The organism is Ruegeria sp. AH12, assembly GCF_056541465.1.
On the sequence record NZ_JBQFYL010000008.1, the window covers coordinates 37,498 to 53,456 of the forward strand.

Annotated in this window: 13 protein-coding genes; 8 read left to right on the forward strand and 5 right to left on the reverse strand. The window is 58.6% G+C overall.

What is annotated here, in order from left to right; all coding sequences use genetic code 11:
* Window position 1: 1 nt before the first annotated feature.
* The gene (locus tag ACR0EL_RS13235; protein WP_480500372.1) at window positions 2-1,237 is read right to left on the reverse strand and encodes an acyl-CoA dehydrogenase family protein; all 1,236 of its coding nucleotides are present in this window, start codon (window positions 1,235-1,237) and stop codon (window positions 2-4) included.
* A gap of 124 nt (window positions 1,238-1,361) precedes the next feature.
* On the opposite strand from ACR0EL_RS13235, the gene ACR0EL_RS13240 reads away from it, so the two are divergent.
* Window positions 1,362-2,297 (forward strand): 2-hydroxyacid dehydrogenase, encoded by a 936-nt coding sequence (locus ACR0EL_RS13240; RefSeq protein ID WP_480500373.1) that lies wholly within the window; start codon window positions 1,362-1,364, stop codon window positions 2,295-2,297.
* Between the two features lie 5 nt (window positions 2,298-2,302).
* Here the strand turns inward: ACR0EL_RS13240 and ACR0EL_RS13245 are convergent, their stop codons facing one another.
* Entirely contained in the window at window positions 2,303-2,659 is a 357-nt protein-coding gene (locus tag ACR0EL_RS13245; RefSeq protein ID WP_480500374.1) for a hypothetical protein, read from the reverse strand.
* Window positions 2,660-2,834: 175 nt separating this feature from the next.
* Between ACR0EL_RS13245 and ACR0EL_RS13250 the strand changes: the two genes are divergently transcribed.
* From ACR0EL_RS13250 to ACR0EL_RS13260, 3 genes are all read left to right on the forward strand, one after another.
* Complete coding sequence (locus tag ACR0EL_RS13250; protein ID WP_480500375.1) at window positions 2,835-3,665, forward strand: bifunctional allantoicase/(S)-ureidoglycine aminohydrolase; 831 nt, start codon at window positions 2,835-2,837, stop codon at window positions 3,663-3,665.
* 101 nt (window positions 3,666-3,766) lie between these two features.
* Window positions 3,767-4,090 (forward strand): hypothetical protein, encoded by a 324-nt coding sequence (locus tag ACR0EL_RS13255; RefSeq protein WP_480500377.1) that lies wholly within the window; start codon window positions 3,767-3,769, stop codon window positions 4,088-4,090.
* 54 nt (window positions 4,091-4,144) lie between these two features.
* Window positions 4,145-5,131, forward strand: a complete 987-nt coding sequence (locus tag ACR0EL_RS13260) for a type I glyceraldehyde-3-phosphate dehydrogenase (RefSeq protein WP_480500378.1) — start codon at window positions 4,145-4,147, stop codon at window positions 5,129-5,131.
* A gap of 101 nt (window positions 5,132-5,232) precedes the next feature.
* Here the strand turns inward: ACR0EL_RS13260 and ACR0EL_RS13265 are convergent, their stop codons facing one another.
* Both ACR0EL_RS13265 and puuE read right to left on the reverse strand, forming a co-directional pair.
* Window positions 5,233-5,721, reverse strand: a complete 489-nt coding sequence (locus ACR0EL_RS13265) for an ureidoglycolate lyase (protein ID WP_480500379.1) — start codon at window positions 5,719-5,721, stop codon at window positions 5,233-5,235.
* Window positions 5,718-7,136, reverse strand: coding sequence for an allantoinase PuuE (gene puuE / locus ACR0EL_RS13270; RefSeq protein ID WP_480500381.1), 1,419 nt, complete (start codon window positions 7,134-7,136; stop codon window positions 5,718-5,720). Before puuE ends, ACR0EL_RS13265 begins: the two co-directional genes overlap by 4 nt.
* A 163-nt stretch (window positions 7,137-7,299) precedes the next feature.
* Here puuE and uraH point away from each other — a divergent pair, with 163 nt between their 5' ends.
* Window positions 7,300-7,656 (forward strand): hydroxyisourate hydrolase, encoded by a 357-nt coding sequence (gene uraH, locus ACR0EL_RS13275; protein ID WP_480500383.1) that lies wholly within the window; start codon window positions 7,300-7,302, stop codon window positions 7,654-7,656.
* Between the two features lie 4 nt (window positions 7,657-7,660).
* Here uraH and ACR0EL_RS13280 read toward each other — a convergent pair whose 3' ends face one another.
* The gene (locus ACR0EL_RS13280; protein WP_480500384.1) at window positions 7,661-8,575 is read right to left on the reverse strand and encodes a LysR family transcriptional regulator; all 915 of its coding nucleotides are present in this window, start codon (window positions 8,573-8,575) and stop codon (window positions 7,661-7,663) included.
* 97 nt (window positions 8,576-8,672) lie between these two features.
* On the opposite strand from ACR0EL_RS13280, the gene ACR0EL_RS13285 reads away from it, so the two are divergent.
* From ACR0EL_RS13285 to ACR0EL_RS13295, 3 genes are all read left to right on the forward strand, one after another.
* A complete protein-coding gene (locus tag ACR0EL_RS13285; protein ID WP_480500385.1) occupies window positions 8,673-9,896 on the forward strand; it encodes a urate hydroxylase PuuD in 1,224 nt (407 codons plus the stop codon).
* Window positions 9,897-10,032: 136 nt separating this feature from the next.
* Window positions 10,033-11,838 carry an autotransporter assembly complex protein TamA gene (locus tag ACR0EL_RS13290; protein WP_480500386.1) on the forward strand — a complete coding sequence of 602 codons (1,806 nt, stop codon included), beginning with the start codon at window positions 10,033-10,035 and terminating at the stop codon, window positions 11,836-11,838.
* On the forward strand, window positions 11,838-15,923 hold the full coding sequence (locus ACR0EL_RS13295) for a translocation/assembly module TamB domain-containing protein (RefSeq protein ID WP_480500388.1): 4,086 nt from the start codon (window positions 11,838-11,840) through the stop codon (window positions 15,921-15,923). The genes ACR0EL_RS13290 and ACR0EL_RS13295 overlap by 1 nt, the downstream gene beginning before the upstream one ends.
* Window positions 15,924-15,959 lie beyond the last annotated feature (36 nt).

Consider the following 15,959-nt stretch of genomic DNA (forward strand, 5'->3'; position numbering starts at 1 on the left):
ATCAGACCTTTTCCTGCGTATGTTTTTTCAGTTCCGCACGTGCGACCTGACGACGGTGTACCGCATCCGGTCCATCGGCCAGCCGCAGGGTCCGCACATGGGTCCACGCCGTGGCCAGAGGTGTATCCTGACTGACCCCTTGCCCGCCGAACATCTGCACCGCTTCGTCAATCACCTTCAGCGCGACGCGTGGCGCAACCACTTTGATCTGGCTGATCCAAGGGGCCGCCGCCCGCGCGTCGCCCTGATCCATGTACCACGCCGCTTTGAGACACAGCAGGCGGGCCATCTCGATCTCCATCCGGCATTCGGCGATGATGTCGTAGTTGGCCCCCAGCTGCGCCAGCTTTTTGCCAAATGCCTCGCGCTGCATGGAGCGTTTGCACATCTGCTCCAGCGCGCTTTCCGCCTGACCGATTGCGCGCATGCAATGATGGATGCGCCCCGGCCCCAAGCGACCTTGCGCGATTTCGAACCCACGGCCTTCGCCCAAAAGGATGTTCTCTACAGGCACACGCACATTGGTGAACCGGATATGCATATGGCCATGAGGGGCGTCGTCGTGACCGTAGACCTGCATGGGCCGCAGAATTTCGATCCCTTGGGCATCTGCAGGCACCACGATCATCGATTGGCGCTTGTGCTTTGGCTGATCCTCGCCCCCGGTCTTGACCATCACAATGTAAACCTTGCAACGCGGATCGCCTGCGCCTGATGACCACCATTTCTCGCCATTCAGAACATAGTCATCACCGTCCCGTACGCAGGACATCGACACATTGGTCGCATCGGACGAGGCGACATCCGGTTCGGTCATCAAATAGGCCGAGCGGATCTGACCATCGAGCAGAGGCTTCAGCCATTGCGCTTTCATCTTCTCGGTCCCGTAGCGTTCGAACACCTCCATATTGCCGGTATCCGGCGCGGAGCAGTTGAACACCTCGGCCCCCAGCGGCGTTTTACCCATCTCTTCTGCGAAATAGGCATATTCCACAGTCGTCAGCCCGAATCCTTTATCGCTGTCTGTCAGCCAGAAATTCCACAGCCCAGCCGCCATGGCCTTGGACTTCAACCCCTCAAGAATCTCAGCCTGACGTTCGGTATATTGCCAGCGGTCACCTTTGTTGATCTCGGCCTGGTATTCCTCTTCCAGCGGCATGATCTCATCGCGGACCATATCGGCAACACGTTGCAAAAGGGCGCGGTTCTCTTCGCGCAGACCAAAAGACATATTCATGAGAATCCCTCCTGCCCCGTAAAATCCGGGCTGTACCTTGTGCCCCGAGGATGGCTTAACTGTCGGGACTCTGTCCAGTTGGGTGACGGAACGTCACCAGTCATTTTCAAACGAAGGGACCACTATGGCGCTGTTGATAGATACCGGGCTGACCAACTGGATCAGTGATGCCGATATCGCCCATGAGATTCGATCCGCGATACCCGGTGCCGATATTCGCACGCCCGACGCAATCGGCAACGCTGATGAGATCACGATGGTCGCTGTTGTTGGCCTTAAAGACGATCACCTGCGCCTATTGCCGAACCTGAAGCTGGTACAAAAGCTTGGGGCCGGTGTGGAAACTATCGTTGGCAATCCAAACCTGCCCAGCCATATGCGGGTCGCACGTCTGAAACCCGATGCACCGGCACAGGGCATCGCCGAGTGGTTTCTTGCCTACATCCTGCGCGCCCAGCGCCATATGGCCTTTCACGAGGCCGCACAGGCCCGTGCCGAATGGCTGCCGAAAGAGCCGACCTTTACACCCCATACGACTGTAGGCGTTCTGGGTCTGGGCCATATCGGGGATCGTACCGCGCGGATGCTGCGCGCAGTCGGGTTTCAGGTCTTGGGCTGGAGCCGCTCACCCAAACAGATCGAAGGTGTCACCTGCCTGCATGGTGACAATGCCCTGCCCCAGTTGCTGGGTCGGTGCGATTTCGTCTGCGCCATCTTACCCTCGACACCGCAAACGGTGGGTCTGATCGATGCGCAAATGCTGGCTGCGATGAAGCCTGGTAGTCAGTTGCTGAACGCAGGTCGGGGCGATCTGATCGACGAAGACGCGCTGATCACCGCACTGGATCGGGGCAATCCAGGCCATGCGGTTCTGGACGTCACCTGCCAAGAACCCCTATCTACCAGCAGCCCGTTGTGGCACCACCCACGCGTCACGATCACACCGCATGTATCGGGCTGGCACCTGGGCGATGCGCTGTCGGATGTGGCCGAGAATTTCCAAAGGCTCAGCTCCGGCGCGCCCTTGTTGAATGAGGTCGACCGGGCACGCGGCTATTAGCGGGATCAGGGTGCCATCACCCAATTGCCCTCGGCATCTTTGCACTGGCGCGTTCTGACCCCGCGCGAGGCTTCCTTTCCTTGTGGCTGAATATCGTGTTCCAAGCGAACACAATTGCCTTCGACAGCAGTGATGCGGATTGTTCCCTGTGATCCGGTTTGGCCATTCGCCCAACCCATCTCTTTGCCGACACTGGGGGTGCCATCAGTCAGCAAGGCGCGCGAGGTTTTGCTCGCCACCTCGAAGTCCGACGGCGACAGCCCCATCTCGGCAATGATTCGGGACAGCGGTTTCGCCGATGCGGTCATGCCGAACCCCATCGTGCTGAGAATTGCGAAAACGAATATGATCCGGGCTTTCATGATTGCCTCGCTGAACTGAGATAAATGCCGCTCAAGGATATACCTGCGCTGAAACGGGGCCAACCCCCGCTTGGCCGGACCTTCAAATTATCCCGAACAAACCTATCGTCAGCCCGGCGCTAGAGGCCGCTTCACCTTCCCCTCATAGTACCAAAAAGACAGCCCGAGGCATTCCATGACCCAACCGACCTATTTTGCGCCGACTGGCGGACATCCCGGCCAGGATCAGTTGCTGACCGACCGTGCCATGTTCACAGAAGCGTATGCGGTGATCCCCAAGGGAACGATGCGCGACATCGTCACCAGCTATCTGCCGTTCTGGGAAGGTACGCGCCTGTGGGTTCTGTCGCGTCCGCTCAGCGGGTTTGCCGAGACATTCTCGCAATACATCATGGAGGTTCAGCCGGGTGGCGGCAGCGACCAGCCGGAAACCGATGCTCGGGCTCAGGCGGTTCTGTTTGTCGTCGAAGGCAACGTACGTCTCACACTGAATGATCAGGAATATGATTTGGGAACAGGTGGATATGCCTATATCCCGCCAGGGTCGGATTGGACATTGCACAACCGGTCGGACGCCGTGGCGCGCTTTCACTGGGTCCGCAAAGCCTATGACGCCGTACCTGGATTGCCCGCACCCGACCCAATCATCACAAATGAACGTGACGTAGCGCCGGTAGAGATGCCCGGAACCGAAGGCCGCTGGTCCACAACCCGCTTTGCCGACCCGCAAGACCTGCGCCACGACATGCATGTCAACATCGTCAATTTCGAGCCCGGCGGCGTGATCCCTTTTGCCGAAACCCATGTGATGGAACATGGGCTTTACGTGCTCGAGGGCAAAGCGGTCTACCGCCTCAATCAGGATTGGGTCGAGGTCGAGGCGGGCGACTACATGTGGCTGCGCGCCTTCTGCCCTCAGGCCTGTTACGCGGGTGGGCCGGGGCGATTCCGCTATCTGCTGTACAAAGACGTAAACCGGCATATGCCGCTCTCGGTGTCGCGCTAATGCGGGTTTCATCGCATTTTATCCCGGCAGGGGTTCACACTCGCCCCGGAATTTGCTGAAATCCCGGCATATTCCACTGTTTGAGTACTGGAGACTGGCCGATGAACCTGCGTACCCCCCTGATGGCACTGGCCGCAATCGCATTGGTGGCCGCCTCGGTTTCCACACCGGTCGCAGCAAAAGATGAAACCAAATCGGTCTTTGTCATGAGCCGCACCTGGGCCGTGACCAAAGTATCGGATGAGCCCGTCATCTACCGTGCCACGCGCGACAATAACAACCTCAACCCCTTTGGTCCGCCACCGCGCCTGCGTACCCTGCAAGCCATTGCAGCAATCCAGCAAGCAACGGGCTGCAAGCCGATCGTGACCAGCATGTATCAGAACATCTCGGGGCAGTTTTTCTCGCAGGTCAGTTGCGGTTGAAATTGGTACAATACTTTCATTGAGATCGCCTGATCTGCCTGCCATAGCTTGCGCATGAAACTCGCGATCAATGGATTCGGCCGCATCGGCCGCACAATCCTGCGGCAGGTTCTGGCCCAGCCGCAAGGATCAGATATCGAGCTGGTGCTGATCAACGACATCGCGCCGCTCGATACCTGCGCCTATCTGTTCAAATACGACAGCACCTTTGGCCCCTATGCGGGGGACGTCGCCGCGCACGACAATGCTCTTGTCATCGAAGGACGCAAAGTGCCTATGACGCACAGCTCCGATTTGACGAACGTCGATCTGACCGGCGTTGATGTTCTGCTCGATTGCACCGGGATCGCGCGCACATCTGATGTGGCCTGCCGGGGTCTGGCTTCCGGGGCGCGCAAAGTTCTGATCTCGGGCCCCTCGCCCGCCGCTGAGTTGACGGTGGTTCTGGGCGCGAATGACGATCAACTCGGCGATGCCAGTGTTGTCTCGAACGCGTCCTGCACCACCAATGGCCTTGCGCCGTTGGTCCAGGTTTTGGACCAGATCGGCGGTATCATCTCAGGTCACATGACCACCATCCATTGCTATACAAACAGCCAGCCGATGGTCGACGCACCCCGCGGCGACCTTGCGCGGTCGCGGGCGGGGGCACTGTCGATGGTACCGACGACCTCCAGCGCGACGCATCTGATCGATGTTGTTCTGCCGCATTTGGCCGGGCGCATTTCAGGCGCGGCGGTGCGGGTTCCGACAGCCAGCGTTTCAGCTGTGGATCTTGTTGTGACGCTGGAACGCGGGATGAGTGCGCAAGCCTTCGATGCAAAATTCCGCATAGCTGTGGACGCCTCGGCCGTGCTTGGCTGGACCGATCTGCCGCTGGTTTCTTCCGACCTGAGAACCCGCCCTGAATCGCTGATCATTGCAGGCCCCGAAACCCGAATGGTGGGCGAAAATCAGGTGCGCGTTTTCGGCTGGTATGACAACGAATGGGGTTTCTCCGCCCGCATGCTCGACGTCGCCCGATTGATGGCAAAGGACTGATCCAAACCACCCGCAGCGGGCGGGCCTGCCCGCGCGCTGCCCGACCCAACGGGTCATGGTGCATCTTTGATGCGTCCTGACCGGGCGGGAGCGCGCCGAGATCAGCCTGCGACCACCTCATATGGCGTGTCGAACCAATGCTCCTCAAGATTTGCGCCCTCACCGATACGGTCGACCACAGCAAACAAACCGGGGGCATGTAGCGGGGTCAGCACGCCGTGCCAGGTGCCCCGATGGTAGTTCACCGCCTGCCCTGGCTTTGTCAGGAAAGCCTGCGGATCACCGGGCACACCATCGTGATCGGGTGCGACGATCACCAGAAAGGGTTGATGGGTCATCGGGATGAACGCCTGGCTGCCCTCGGGATGACGCTCGACCATATCCAGCACGTAGGGCAGCGCGCGCGGATTGGCGTTGAACAAGCTGATCCCGGCGCGCCCGTCAGTGAACTCCAGCAACGCGCGGTCATGATAGCGTCCGCATTGCCCTTGATTGATGATCTTGTCCGGATCGCCGGACAGCTCAATCACATCCCCAAATGACGCGAAAGCCGCGGCGGTTAGCGGCGTGGCGACGATCTGGCGGCTCATGAGGGCAATATGTCCCGCAGCCGAAACTCGGCGATACGTTCCACCTGGCGGCAGGCTTCAGCAAACTCCGTGTCCCGCTCCTGTTCGATACGCCGTTGAAAAGCGGCCAGGATTGAGGCCTTGTCGTGACCCCGGACGGCGATGATAAAGGGAAAACCGAATTTCTCAATGTACCGTGTGTTCAGATCGGTGAAGGCTGCGCGCTCCTCATCTGTCAGCGCATCCAACCCGGCTGAGGCTTGCTCGGACGTGCTTTCAACGGTCAGCCGCTTGGCCTGCGCCAGCTTGCCCGCCAGATCGGGATGCGCAGTCAAAACACCCAATCGTTCGGCATCAGAGGCCGACCTGAACATCCGCGCCAAGGCGTTGTGCAACCCGCCTGCGGTGTCATGCGCGGGCCCAAGCTCCAGATCATAGGCCCTATCTGCGATCCAGGCCGAGTGTTCGAAAATACCCCCGTAGGCTTCGACAAATGCGTCCCGCTCCATCTGCGATGGCTTTGGATTGGATTGCGGCGGGTGGTTCTGCGCCCAGTGTTCAGCAATCTGCAACCGTGTGGCAAACCATACATCCGAGAAGCTGCGCGCATAGTCCAGGAACCGTTTCAGCGCCATGACGCGCCCCGGTCGCCCGATCAGACGGCAATGCAGGCCAATCGATAGCATCTTGGGGACGCCGGCCTCACCTTCGGCATAGAGCGCATCGAAACTGTCCTTCAAGTACGCATAGAACTGATCGCCCGCATTGAACCCTTGCGGCGTGGCAAAGCGCATATCGTTGCAATCCAGCGTGTAGGGCACGATCAGCTGATCCCGACCGACGATCTGTGTCCAATAGGGCAGATCGTCGTCATAGGTGTCGGCGACATAGGCGAACCCACCTTCTTCGCTGACCAGACGCACCGTGTTCACAGAACAGCGCCCGGTGTACCAGCCGCGCGGGCGCTCGCCGACGACCTCGGTGTGAAGCCGGATTGCCTCGGCAATCTGGGCGCGTTCCTGCGCCTCGGGCATGTCCTTGTGTTCGACCCATTTCAGACCATGGCTGGCAATCTCCCAACCGGCGTCCTTCATGGCCGCAACCTGATCCGGGGATCGTGCCAAGGCGGTGGCTACACCATACACCGTGATCGGCAGGTCCTTCATCAGCCGGTGCAACCGCCAGAACCCAGCGCGCGCGCCATATTCGTAGATCGATTCCATGTTCCGATGGCGCTGACCCGGCCATTGCGCGGCCCCGACGATTTCGGACAAAAACGCCTCGGACGCGTCGTCGCCATGCAGAATACAGTTCTCGCCACCTTCTTCGTAATTCAGCACAATCTGAACCGCGATTTTCGCCCCCCCCGGCCATTTAGCATCCGGAGGGGTGGCACCGTATCCGATCATATTCCGTGGGTAACGCGGTGGCTGCATAGGGACTTCCGAATTTTGAACTGTTTCGACAGGCATATCCTAGAAATCCAGCGATGATTATCAAATCAAACCGAACGCTGTTTCGGCTTCTTTCGGCATTTCCCCTGTTTTGATGTTTGTTTCAGAGTGTGACAAACCAAATGACACATCAAAGGAGAGACTTGTGGCTGGTTATCTGACAACTCACGTTCTGGACACAGCGCTCGGTTGCCCTGCCGAAGGGCTAAAGATCAAACTATTTGAGCTATCCGGTAATGAGCGCCGCGAACTCGCTGCAATGGAAACGAACTCCGACGGTCGCACCAACAGCCCGATACTGCCGCAGCACGCATTCCGAACTGGCGTTTTTGAATTGATCTTCGATGTAGAGGACTACTTTCTCCTAAAGGGTCACACCACGGAAGATCCCATGTTCCTTGATCAGATCCCAATCCGGTTTGGCATTTCAGATGCCGAGGCGCATTATCACGTGCCGCTGCTTTTGTCGCCTTACGGCTATTCGACCTATCGCGGCAGTTGATCTGTCAGGTTTCGGCGCTCCGCACAAAGCCACTGATCCGCTCGATCATGAAATCCATGAACAATCGGGCCTTGGGGTCCTGATGGCGTCGATGGGTGTAAAGGCACGCCATCTGAACCGGAACCGGAGGCGTGTCTTGTGCTACCGTAACGAGGCGCCCGGCAGCCAAGTGCTCTGCCACTTCAAAAACAGGCTTCATCGCAATGCCTTGGCCTGACAAAGCCCAATCGGTCAGCACGTCCCCATCATCACATTCAAAGCGACCCGACACGGCAAACCGTTTCGGGCCGTCAAGGGTTTGCAACATCCACTGAAACTCGGTTGCACCGGGAAAGCGAAGATTCAAGCATTCGTGTTGGCCTTTGATCAGGTCCTCGCCGGATCGTGGCATACCCTGTCGCTCCACGTAATCAGGTGCTGCGCACAACACCCGCTGACAATCTGCGATCTTGCGAATACGCAGGGTGCTGTCTTCTGGTTGCCCGATGAAGAAGGCCAGATCCAGCCCTTCGGTCGTCAGATCAACAGACCTATCCGTCAGGCGCAATCGAACATCAATTTCGGGATAGTCGGCGAGAAAATCAGGCACATGCGGGGCCAGCAACCGCCGCCCTACCCCCAGCGGAGCCGCTACAAACAAGGAGCCGCGCGGCGCTTCGGTCAGATGCGTCACCTGCGCCTCGGCCTCATCCACCGCATCCAGCACCGCCACCGCACCGGGGTAGAACGCCTTGCCTTGCTCGGTCGGAGACAGGTTCCGCGTTGTGCGCTGAAACAAGCGCACGCCCAGATGATCCTCAAGCTGCGAGATTCGCGCCGAGGTCACCGCGGGTGAAATGCGCAAATCGCGCCCGGCGGCGGACATACTGCCCAAATCATAGACACGAACAAAGGTACGGATATTGTCGAGATAGGACATCTTATCGTTTTTTTTGATACAGTTTGACAATATACGGGAATACCGAAGAAAACTCCCTTTGCCTAGTGTGGCGGCACCTTATCGGAGACCTCTAAAAATGTACGACTTCGCCGTGTTCTGGGACTGGATGGCCTTTGCCGTGCGCTGGCTGCATGTGATCACGGCCATGGCCTGGATCGGATCATCCTTTTACTTCATCGCGCTGGATCTGGGCTTAAACCGCAACATCCCAGGCCCGGCGGATGGCGAGGAATGGCAGGTGCATGGCGGCGGCTTCTATCACATCCAGAAATATCTGGTCGCGCCCGAGCGGATGCCCGACCACCTGACCTGGTTCAAGTGGGAGAGCTACTCGACCTGGCTGAGCGGCGCGGCGCTGTTGATGATCGTCTACTGGGTCGGCGGAGAGCTTTATCTGATCGACGCGGAAAAGGCTGATCTGGCGCTGTGGCAGGGCATTCTGATCTCTGCGGCTTCGCTGACTGTCGGATGGCTAGTCTATGATTTCCTGTGCAAATCCGGGCTGGGTGAACGCCCGACCCTGCTGATGGTCCTGCTGTTCGTGCTGCTGGTGGTCATGGGATGGGGGTACAACCAGGTTTTCACCGGTCGCGCGATGATGCTGCATCTGGGCGCTTTCACCGCCACGATCATGACGGCGAATGTGTTCTTCGTCATCATGCCGAACCAGCGCATCGTTGTGGATGACTTGAAGAACGGGCGTAGACCGGACCCGAAATACGGCAAGATCGCCAAGTTGCGCTCGACGCATAACAACTATCTGACCTTGCCGGTTCTGTTTCTGATGCTGTCGAACCACTATCCGCTGGCCTTCGCCACCGAATACAACTGGATCATTGCGGCATTGGTGTTCCTGATGGGCGTAACGATCCGGCACTACTTTAACACCCTCCATGCACGCGCTGGAAACCCCACCTGGACCTGGTTGGCCACGGCCCTGTTGTTCATCGCCATCATGTGGCTGTCGACAGCGCCAATGTACAAGCCCCTGGAAGAGGCCGAAGCCCAGCCACTGACACCGTATGAACAGCGCTTTGCCGCCGCAGACGGGTTTGCCGAAGCGCATGATATCGTTCTGGGTCGCTGCTCCATGTGCCATGCCCGCGAACCGGTCTGGGAGGGTATCCTTTGGGCCCCCAAAGGCGTGTTGCTTGAAACCGAGGCTGATGTCGCGCGGAATGCGAAACAGATCTACCTACAAGCCGGTATCACCCACGCGATGCCCCCGGCCAATATCACCTACATGGAGCCCGAAGATCGCGACGCGATCATCCGTTGGGTCCGCAACGCCGGGCTTTGACGCGCGCGTGAGTTCGCGCTGGCGAATGTTTCCCCCTTCCCCCGGGGCGCTCCAAATGATCTAACTTAACCTTAGTCAGCCGCGTCATTTAGGCGGCATAAGTGATTTCGAGTTTGGGGGCAGTTGGAGCCATCTGATGCAGGGATACAAGCCGCAGCGCGGTCTTACATGCTGGCTATTTGCTGCGCTGATGGTCTTTGCGCCCGCGATTGCCGAAGCATTGGAGACCACGCTGACCGCGCCCGGCGCCCCAAAAGAGGTGGTCGAACGGCTAAAGGAAACCTCCTCAATCACCACGGCTGAAGAACGGGGTCTGGACACACCGCTTGAAATTCTATCTGCCGCGCTTTCTGATTATCGAACACTGGTTCAAATTCTATATGATGAGGGGTATTTCAGCCCTGTCGTCAGCATCAAGCTGGATGGGCAGGAAGCGGCAGAGATGAGCTCGCTCACCGTACCAACCCAGATCAAGCGCGCGGTGATTACGATTGAGCCTGGACCAACCTTTACCTTCGGCACCGCAATCGTGCAGCCGCAGGCGCCGGATACCGAACTGCCCGAAGGCTTTGCCACCGGCAAACTGGCAACAACGGGCGCTATTCAGCAAGCCGCCTCTGCCGGCGTGCGCGCCTGGAAAGATGCAGGCCATGCAAAGGCCGATGTCGCAGATCAGCGCGTCATAGCACGCCATGCGCAGGCGCAGCTGGACGCCGAAATCGACCTTGATCCGGGGCGGCGGCTGACCTTTGGCAAGATGTTTATCAAGGGCGATACAGACGTACGCCATCGGTCGATCGAAAAGATCGCCGGGTTTCCCACGGGTCAGGTCTATTCGCCTGCACAGGTGCAGAAGGTTGGAACACGCTTGCGCCGCACAGGTACTTTCAGCACGGTCTCACTGCAAGAACGTGAAACCCCAAACCCGGACGGAACGCTTGATTTTGATGCCACCTTTGAAGACCTGCCCAAACGCCGCCTGACCCTGGGTTTTGAGCTGGCATCGCGAGACGGGATCGACCTGAGTGCAACCTGGACACATCGTAACGTCTTTCGCCGCGCTGAACGGCTGCGGTTCGAAGCCACCCTAAGAAACATCGGCGGGTCGGAAGATCTGGATGGCCGGATCGGCCTGAGGCTGGATCAACCCGACCGGCTTGGCCCCGATGACAATACGTTCTGGAGTGCGCTCTTGGAACGTCGCAACACCGACAATTACAACGTCTCAGTCGCGTCACTGGCTTATGGTGCCCGGCGCACGTTCTCGGATCAGCTCTACGCAGAAGCCTCGGCGGGCTTTCAATGGTCTGACGCGGATGACGCCTATGGCGACGGGCGCAAATTTCGCTATTTCATTCTGCCCCTCCGGTCAGAATGGGACCAGCGCGACAGTAAGGTCAGCGCAACGAAAGGCTTCTATCTCGACGCACAGGCTATGCCGTTCATCGGTCTGTCCGGCACCGATACCGGGCTGCGGCTATTCTTTGACAGCCGTGCTTACGCAAGCCTTGGAACTGGGGGCAGGCTGGTGCTGGCAGGCCGGATTCAACTGGGCTCGGTCATCGGGCCACCTGCCGATGGGGTAACGCCAGACTTCCTGTTCTTCTCGGGCGGTGCTGGCACTGTGCGCGGCCAACCTTATGAAAGTCTTGGGATTCCGGTTGGTACCGGTGTCGCAGGTGGCAAATCCTTCCTGGGTTTTTCCGGAGAGGTACGAGGTAAGATCACTGACGCCATCTCTCTGGTCGGGTTTTACGATTACGGTATCGTCGATACATCATCCTTCGTGGGCTCAGGCGCCGAAGACCATGCCGGTGCTGGGCTTGGTGTTCGGTACGATCTGGGTGGGTTCGGCCCGCTGCGCGTTGATCTGGCGGTGCCGGTACAAGGCGACACCGGCGATGGCCTGCAATTCTATATCGGGATCGGACAGGCCTTTTGATGCGACGTCTCTCATATCCACTTCTAGTTGGTACCCTGATCGCCGTTCCGATGACCACAGGCGCGCAGGAAGACGACGGAGGCAGTATGATCGAACGGTTTCTTCAGGACACTTTGTCCGGAGACAACCAGAACGTCACTGTCAAAGGCCTAGAGGGCGCGCTGAGCTCGCGTGCGACGATTCAGGAAATCTCGGTCGCCGATGATGAAGGAGTGTGGCTAACCATCAAAGGGGCAGAGCTGGACTGGAATCGCCTCGCCCTGATCCGAGGACGGTTTTCAGTCAATGCCCTGACCGCGCAGGAGATCGATGTTGCGCGTGCGCCTGGCACAACAACAACCGAAGACCCACCGCCTTCGGCTGAAACACAACCTTTTCAATTGCCGGAGCTGCCCGTTTCGATTGAAATCGGTGAAATCCGTGTTGACGAATTGGCATTGGGACAACCGCTGATCGGGGTCGCAGCAGAGCTGAAAGTGACCGGGAACCTGTCTTTGGCAGATGGGACGCTGGATACCGAGCTGGACATCACGCGGCTAGATCGCGCAGGGGATGAGATCACGCTTTCAGCCGGATTCCAGAATTCAAATAGCCAGATCGATCTGGATTTGAACGTGACCGAAGCCTCGGGCGGTCTGATCTCCACCGCGTTGCGGATTCCCGATAGCCCACCTATCCGCTTGAGCGCCAAGGGCTCGGGCCCACTTACGGATTTCACCGCCGATATCGGCCTGAGCAGCGACGGCCAGCAACGTGTTGGCGGACAGGTCAGGCTGCGCGCCGCCCCTGATGTGGATGATACCGCCGCGGACGGTATTGCCTTTACTGCAGATATCAGTGGCGACATGACCCCGTTTGTGGCCGATGACATGGATGTTTTCTTTGGTCAGAACACACGCTTGCTGGTCGATGGCCAAACGCAGCCCGAAGGCGCGTTGATCGTCAACGATCTGGCCTTCACCTCACAAGCGCTGAAACTGGAGGGCAAGCTCGAACTGGCAACCGGTGGAACGCTGCAGCTTGCCGCGCTGCAAGGACGGATTACACCGCCAAATGGCGAAACCGTTGTCTTACCGGCCTCAGGCGGAGAAACATCAATCGAAGCGGCCCAGATTTCAGCGCTGTTTGATCAGGCAAATGGCAACCTTTGGGATCTGAGCTTAACGGCGGATGCGTTCAAATCCCCCCAAATTGCCCTGGAGCGCGCGCAGATTACCGCGCAAGGCTCGTTGGAACAGGGGAATGTGACCAAGGTTGAAGGTGATGTTCAGGCCGCACTTGACGGCATTGATCTGGAAGACCCCGCGCTGAACAGGGCATTGGGGGATCGGGTCACGCTGGACGGGCTGTTCGACTACAGCACCGATGAAAACTTGAACCTTTCGGGGTTTGAACTGGTCGGGACCGACTACACACTGGGTGTTGACGCATTGATCAGCGGCTTGACCAGCGGTTTGAACATTGACGGCTCAGCCACGCTGGATGCAACCGATCTGTCCCGATTTTCCGACCTTGCCAAACTGGACCTTGGGGGTCAGCTGTCGGCGCGGCTGACAGGCAGCGGGTCCCCGTTGGAGGGGAGCTTTGACGGCAAGTTGGACCTTCAAGGCAATGATCTATCCACCGGGCGTGATGACATAGACCCGGTTATTCAGGGCGAAACAACGATAACCGTGGACGCCAAGCGCGGAACAGATGGCATCACGCTGCGCGATTTCACCCTGATCGCGGATGCTGCACGGGTACAGGCCAACGGGACCGTCACAACACCTGATGGCAACCTGTCCATCGATGGCCAGGTCAAACTATCCGCCCGTGATCTATCCGTTTTTTCAGGGCTGGCGCAGCGGGACCTGGGTGGGTCGCTACAGGCCAGTTTGGATGGCAAGGGAACGGTACAGACCCTTGAATTCGATGGCACCGCAAGCGTCACAGGTCGAGACATCAAAACCGGAATGGACGAGATTGATCCGCTGCTGAGCGGTGAAACCTCGGTCGTGTTTGACGGGTCGCTGTCGCAAGATCAGATCACGATCCGGCAGGCTACGGTGAATGGCCAAGCTGTCTCTGGTCAAGTCGCTGCCACAATCGACGATCCGACCGGAGAGGTTGCGGTCGACGGAGAGGCCAGCCTGAACATCCCGGACCTGTCCCTCTTCTCAGGGCTGGCCAAGCGAGAATTGGGCGGTTCCGTTGATGCAAATGTTGAAGGAAATGGGGCTGTCGGCAGCAAGGCTTTCGACGTTAAGGGCACAATTGCAGCGGACGATATCCGCACCGGAATCGACCAGTTGGATGGGCTGGTTCAGGGCCGAACTACCCTGAACGTAGACGCGTTGAACGGTGATGAAGGATTGAACATTCGCACCTTACGCCTGCAGGGCACGGCCCTATCTGCGACTGCATCGGGCCAACTGAGCCGCGAGGCGGGTGGGCTAGACTTCACCGCTGCGCTGGACAATCTCGGACGGCTTTCAAACACACTATCCGGCCCACTGAGCCTGGATGGTAATGTTGCCCCTACCGGTTCGGGGTTGGAGGGAAAGCTCAACCTACAAGGACCCGACAGCTCGTATGCAAGTCTGACAGGCACGGTTGACACAGACGGCGCAGCCGATCTGGATTTTGACGCCAAGTTCAATCGGATCGAACGCTTTGCCCCCGATTTCCCCGGGACAGTAGCCGCGACCGGAAATGCAAAACGAGCCAAGGGCGTTTGGACCATCGATGCCAAAGCCGAAGGACCTGCGGGGATCAACAGCACCGTGGCTGGGACGTTTGACGAGACCACCGGCACTGCGGATCTGAGGGCTCAGGGCGGGCTCAACCTGGGGATCGCCAACGTCTTCCTCACACCCAACAAAATCGATGGTTCGGCCCGGTTCGACCTTGCGTTGCAAGGAGAGCCAGCGCTGGAGTCGCTGCGGGGGTCGATCACCACATCCGGGACATCCTTCGCCATTCCCACCGCGGGTCAAACCGTGACTGGGATCAGCGGATCGGTCGATCTGGCGCAAAGCCGCGCCACGATCTCGCTAAACGGTGGCATGCGTGCCGGTGGTCGATTCTCCGTCACGGGACCGGTCGATCTGAAACCACCCTTCAATGCGCAGATCACTACGCGGCTGGACAACCTCGTTTTAACGGATCAATTGCTGTACGAGACCAAGCTAAACGGCCAGATCGCGATGACCGGGGCCCTGGCCGGGAACAGCAGCCTGGCAGGGCAGATCACCTTTGAGGAAACCAATATCAACCTTGCGGCAGCCTCTGGCGCGGTAGGTGCTGCACCGATCCCCGAGATCACGCATATCGGAGAAAGCCGTGCGCAATACATCACCCGAGAGCGCGCGCAGCTGGTCACAAAAGACCAATCTGGCCAAAGCGCCTCCAGAATCGCGCTGGACATCATATTATCTGCACCCAAAGCCGTGTTCGTGCGCGGGCGCGGCGTTAATGCTGAACTGGGCGGGCGCATCGCTATTGGCGGCACCACGCGATCTGTAGTGCCATCGGGTCAAATCGAACTGATCCGAGGGAATTTCGACATATTGGGGCGCCGCCTTGCGCTGACCAAAGGGATCGTAACGCTACAGGGCGATTTGACCCCGTATGTCGAGTTCGCCTCATCAGCCAGCACACCCGACGGAACCGCAACGATCGAGATCGCAGGTCCGCTGGATGCGCCAGAGGTTGATGTCTTTTCCGACCCCGAGCGCCCGGCCGAAGAAGCCCTGGCCATGCTTCTGTTTGGAAATCGCTTTTCGGAACTGTCCCCCTTTGTCATCGCGCAGATGGCGGCGTCACTGGCACAACTGAGCGGTGCCGGGGGCGATGCCACCAAAGGGTTGCGTGAATCTACCGGTGTGGATTCAGTCGACATCGGAGCGACCGAAGGCGGCGCAGGCCGTCTGGGCGCCGGTGCTTATTTGGGGGACAATCTGTACACCGATTTCACCGTCAACACCGAAGGCGATACCGAGGTGAACCTGAACTTGGACATCAACGACAACTTCACCGTCCGAGGGACTGTAGACGGGCGTGGTGAAACCGGGATTGGTCTGTTCTTCGAGCGTGACTACTGAAGGCTCACTTGAAACAAAGCTGCCAATACAAAAAAG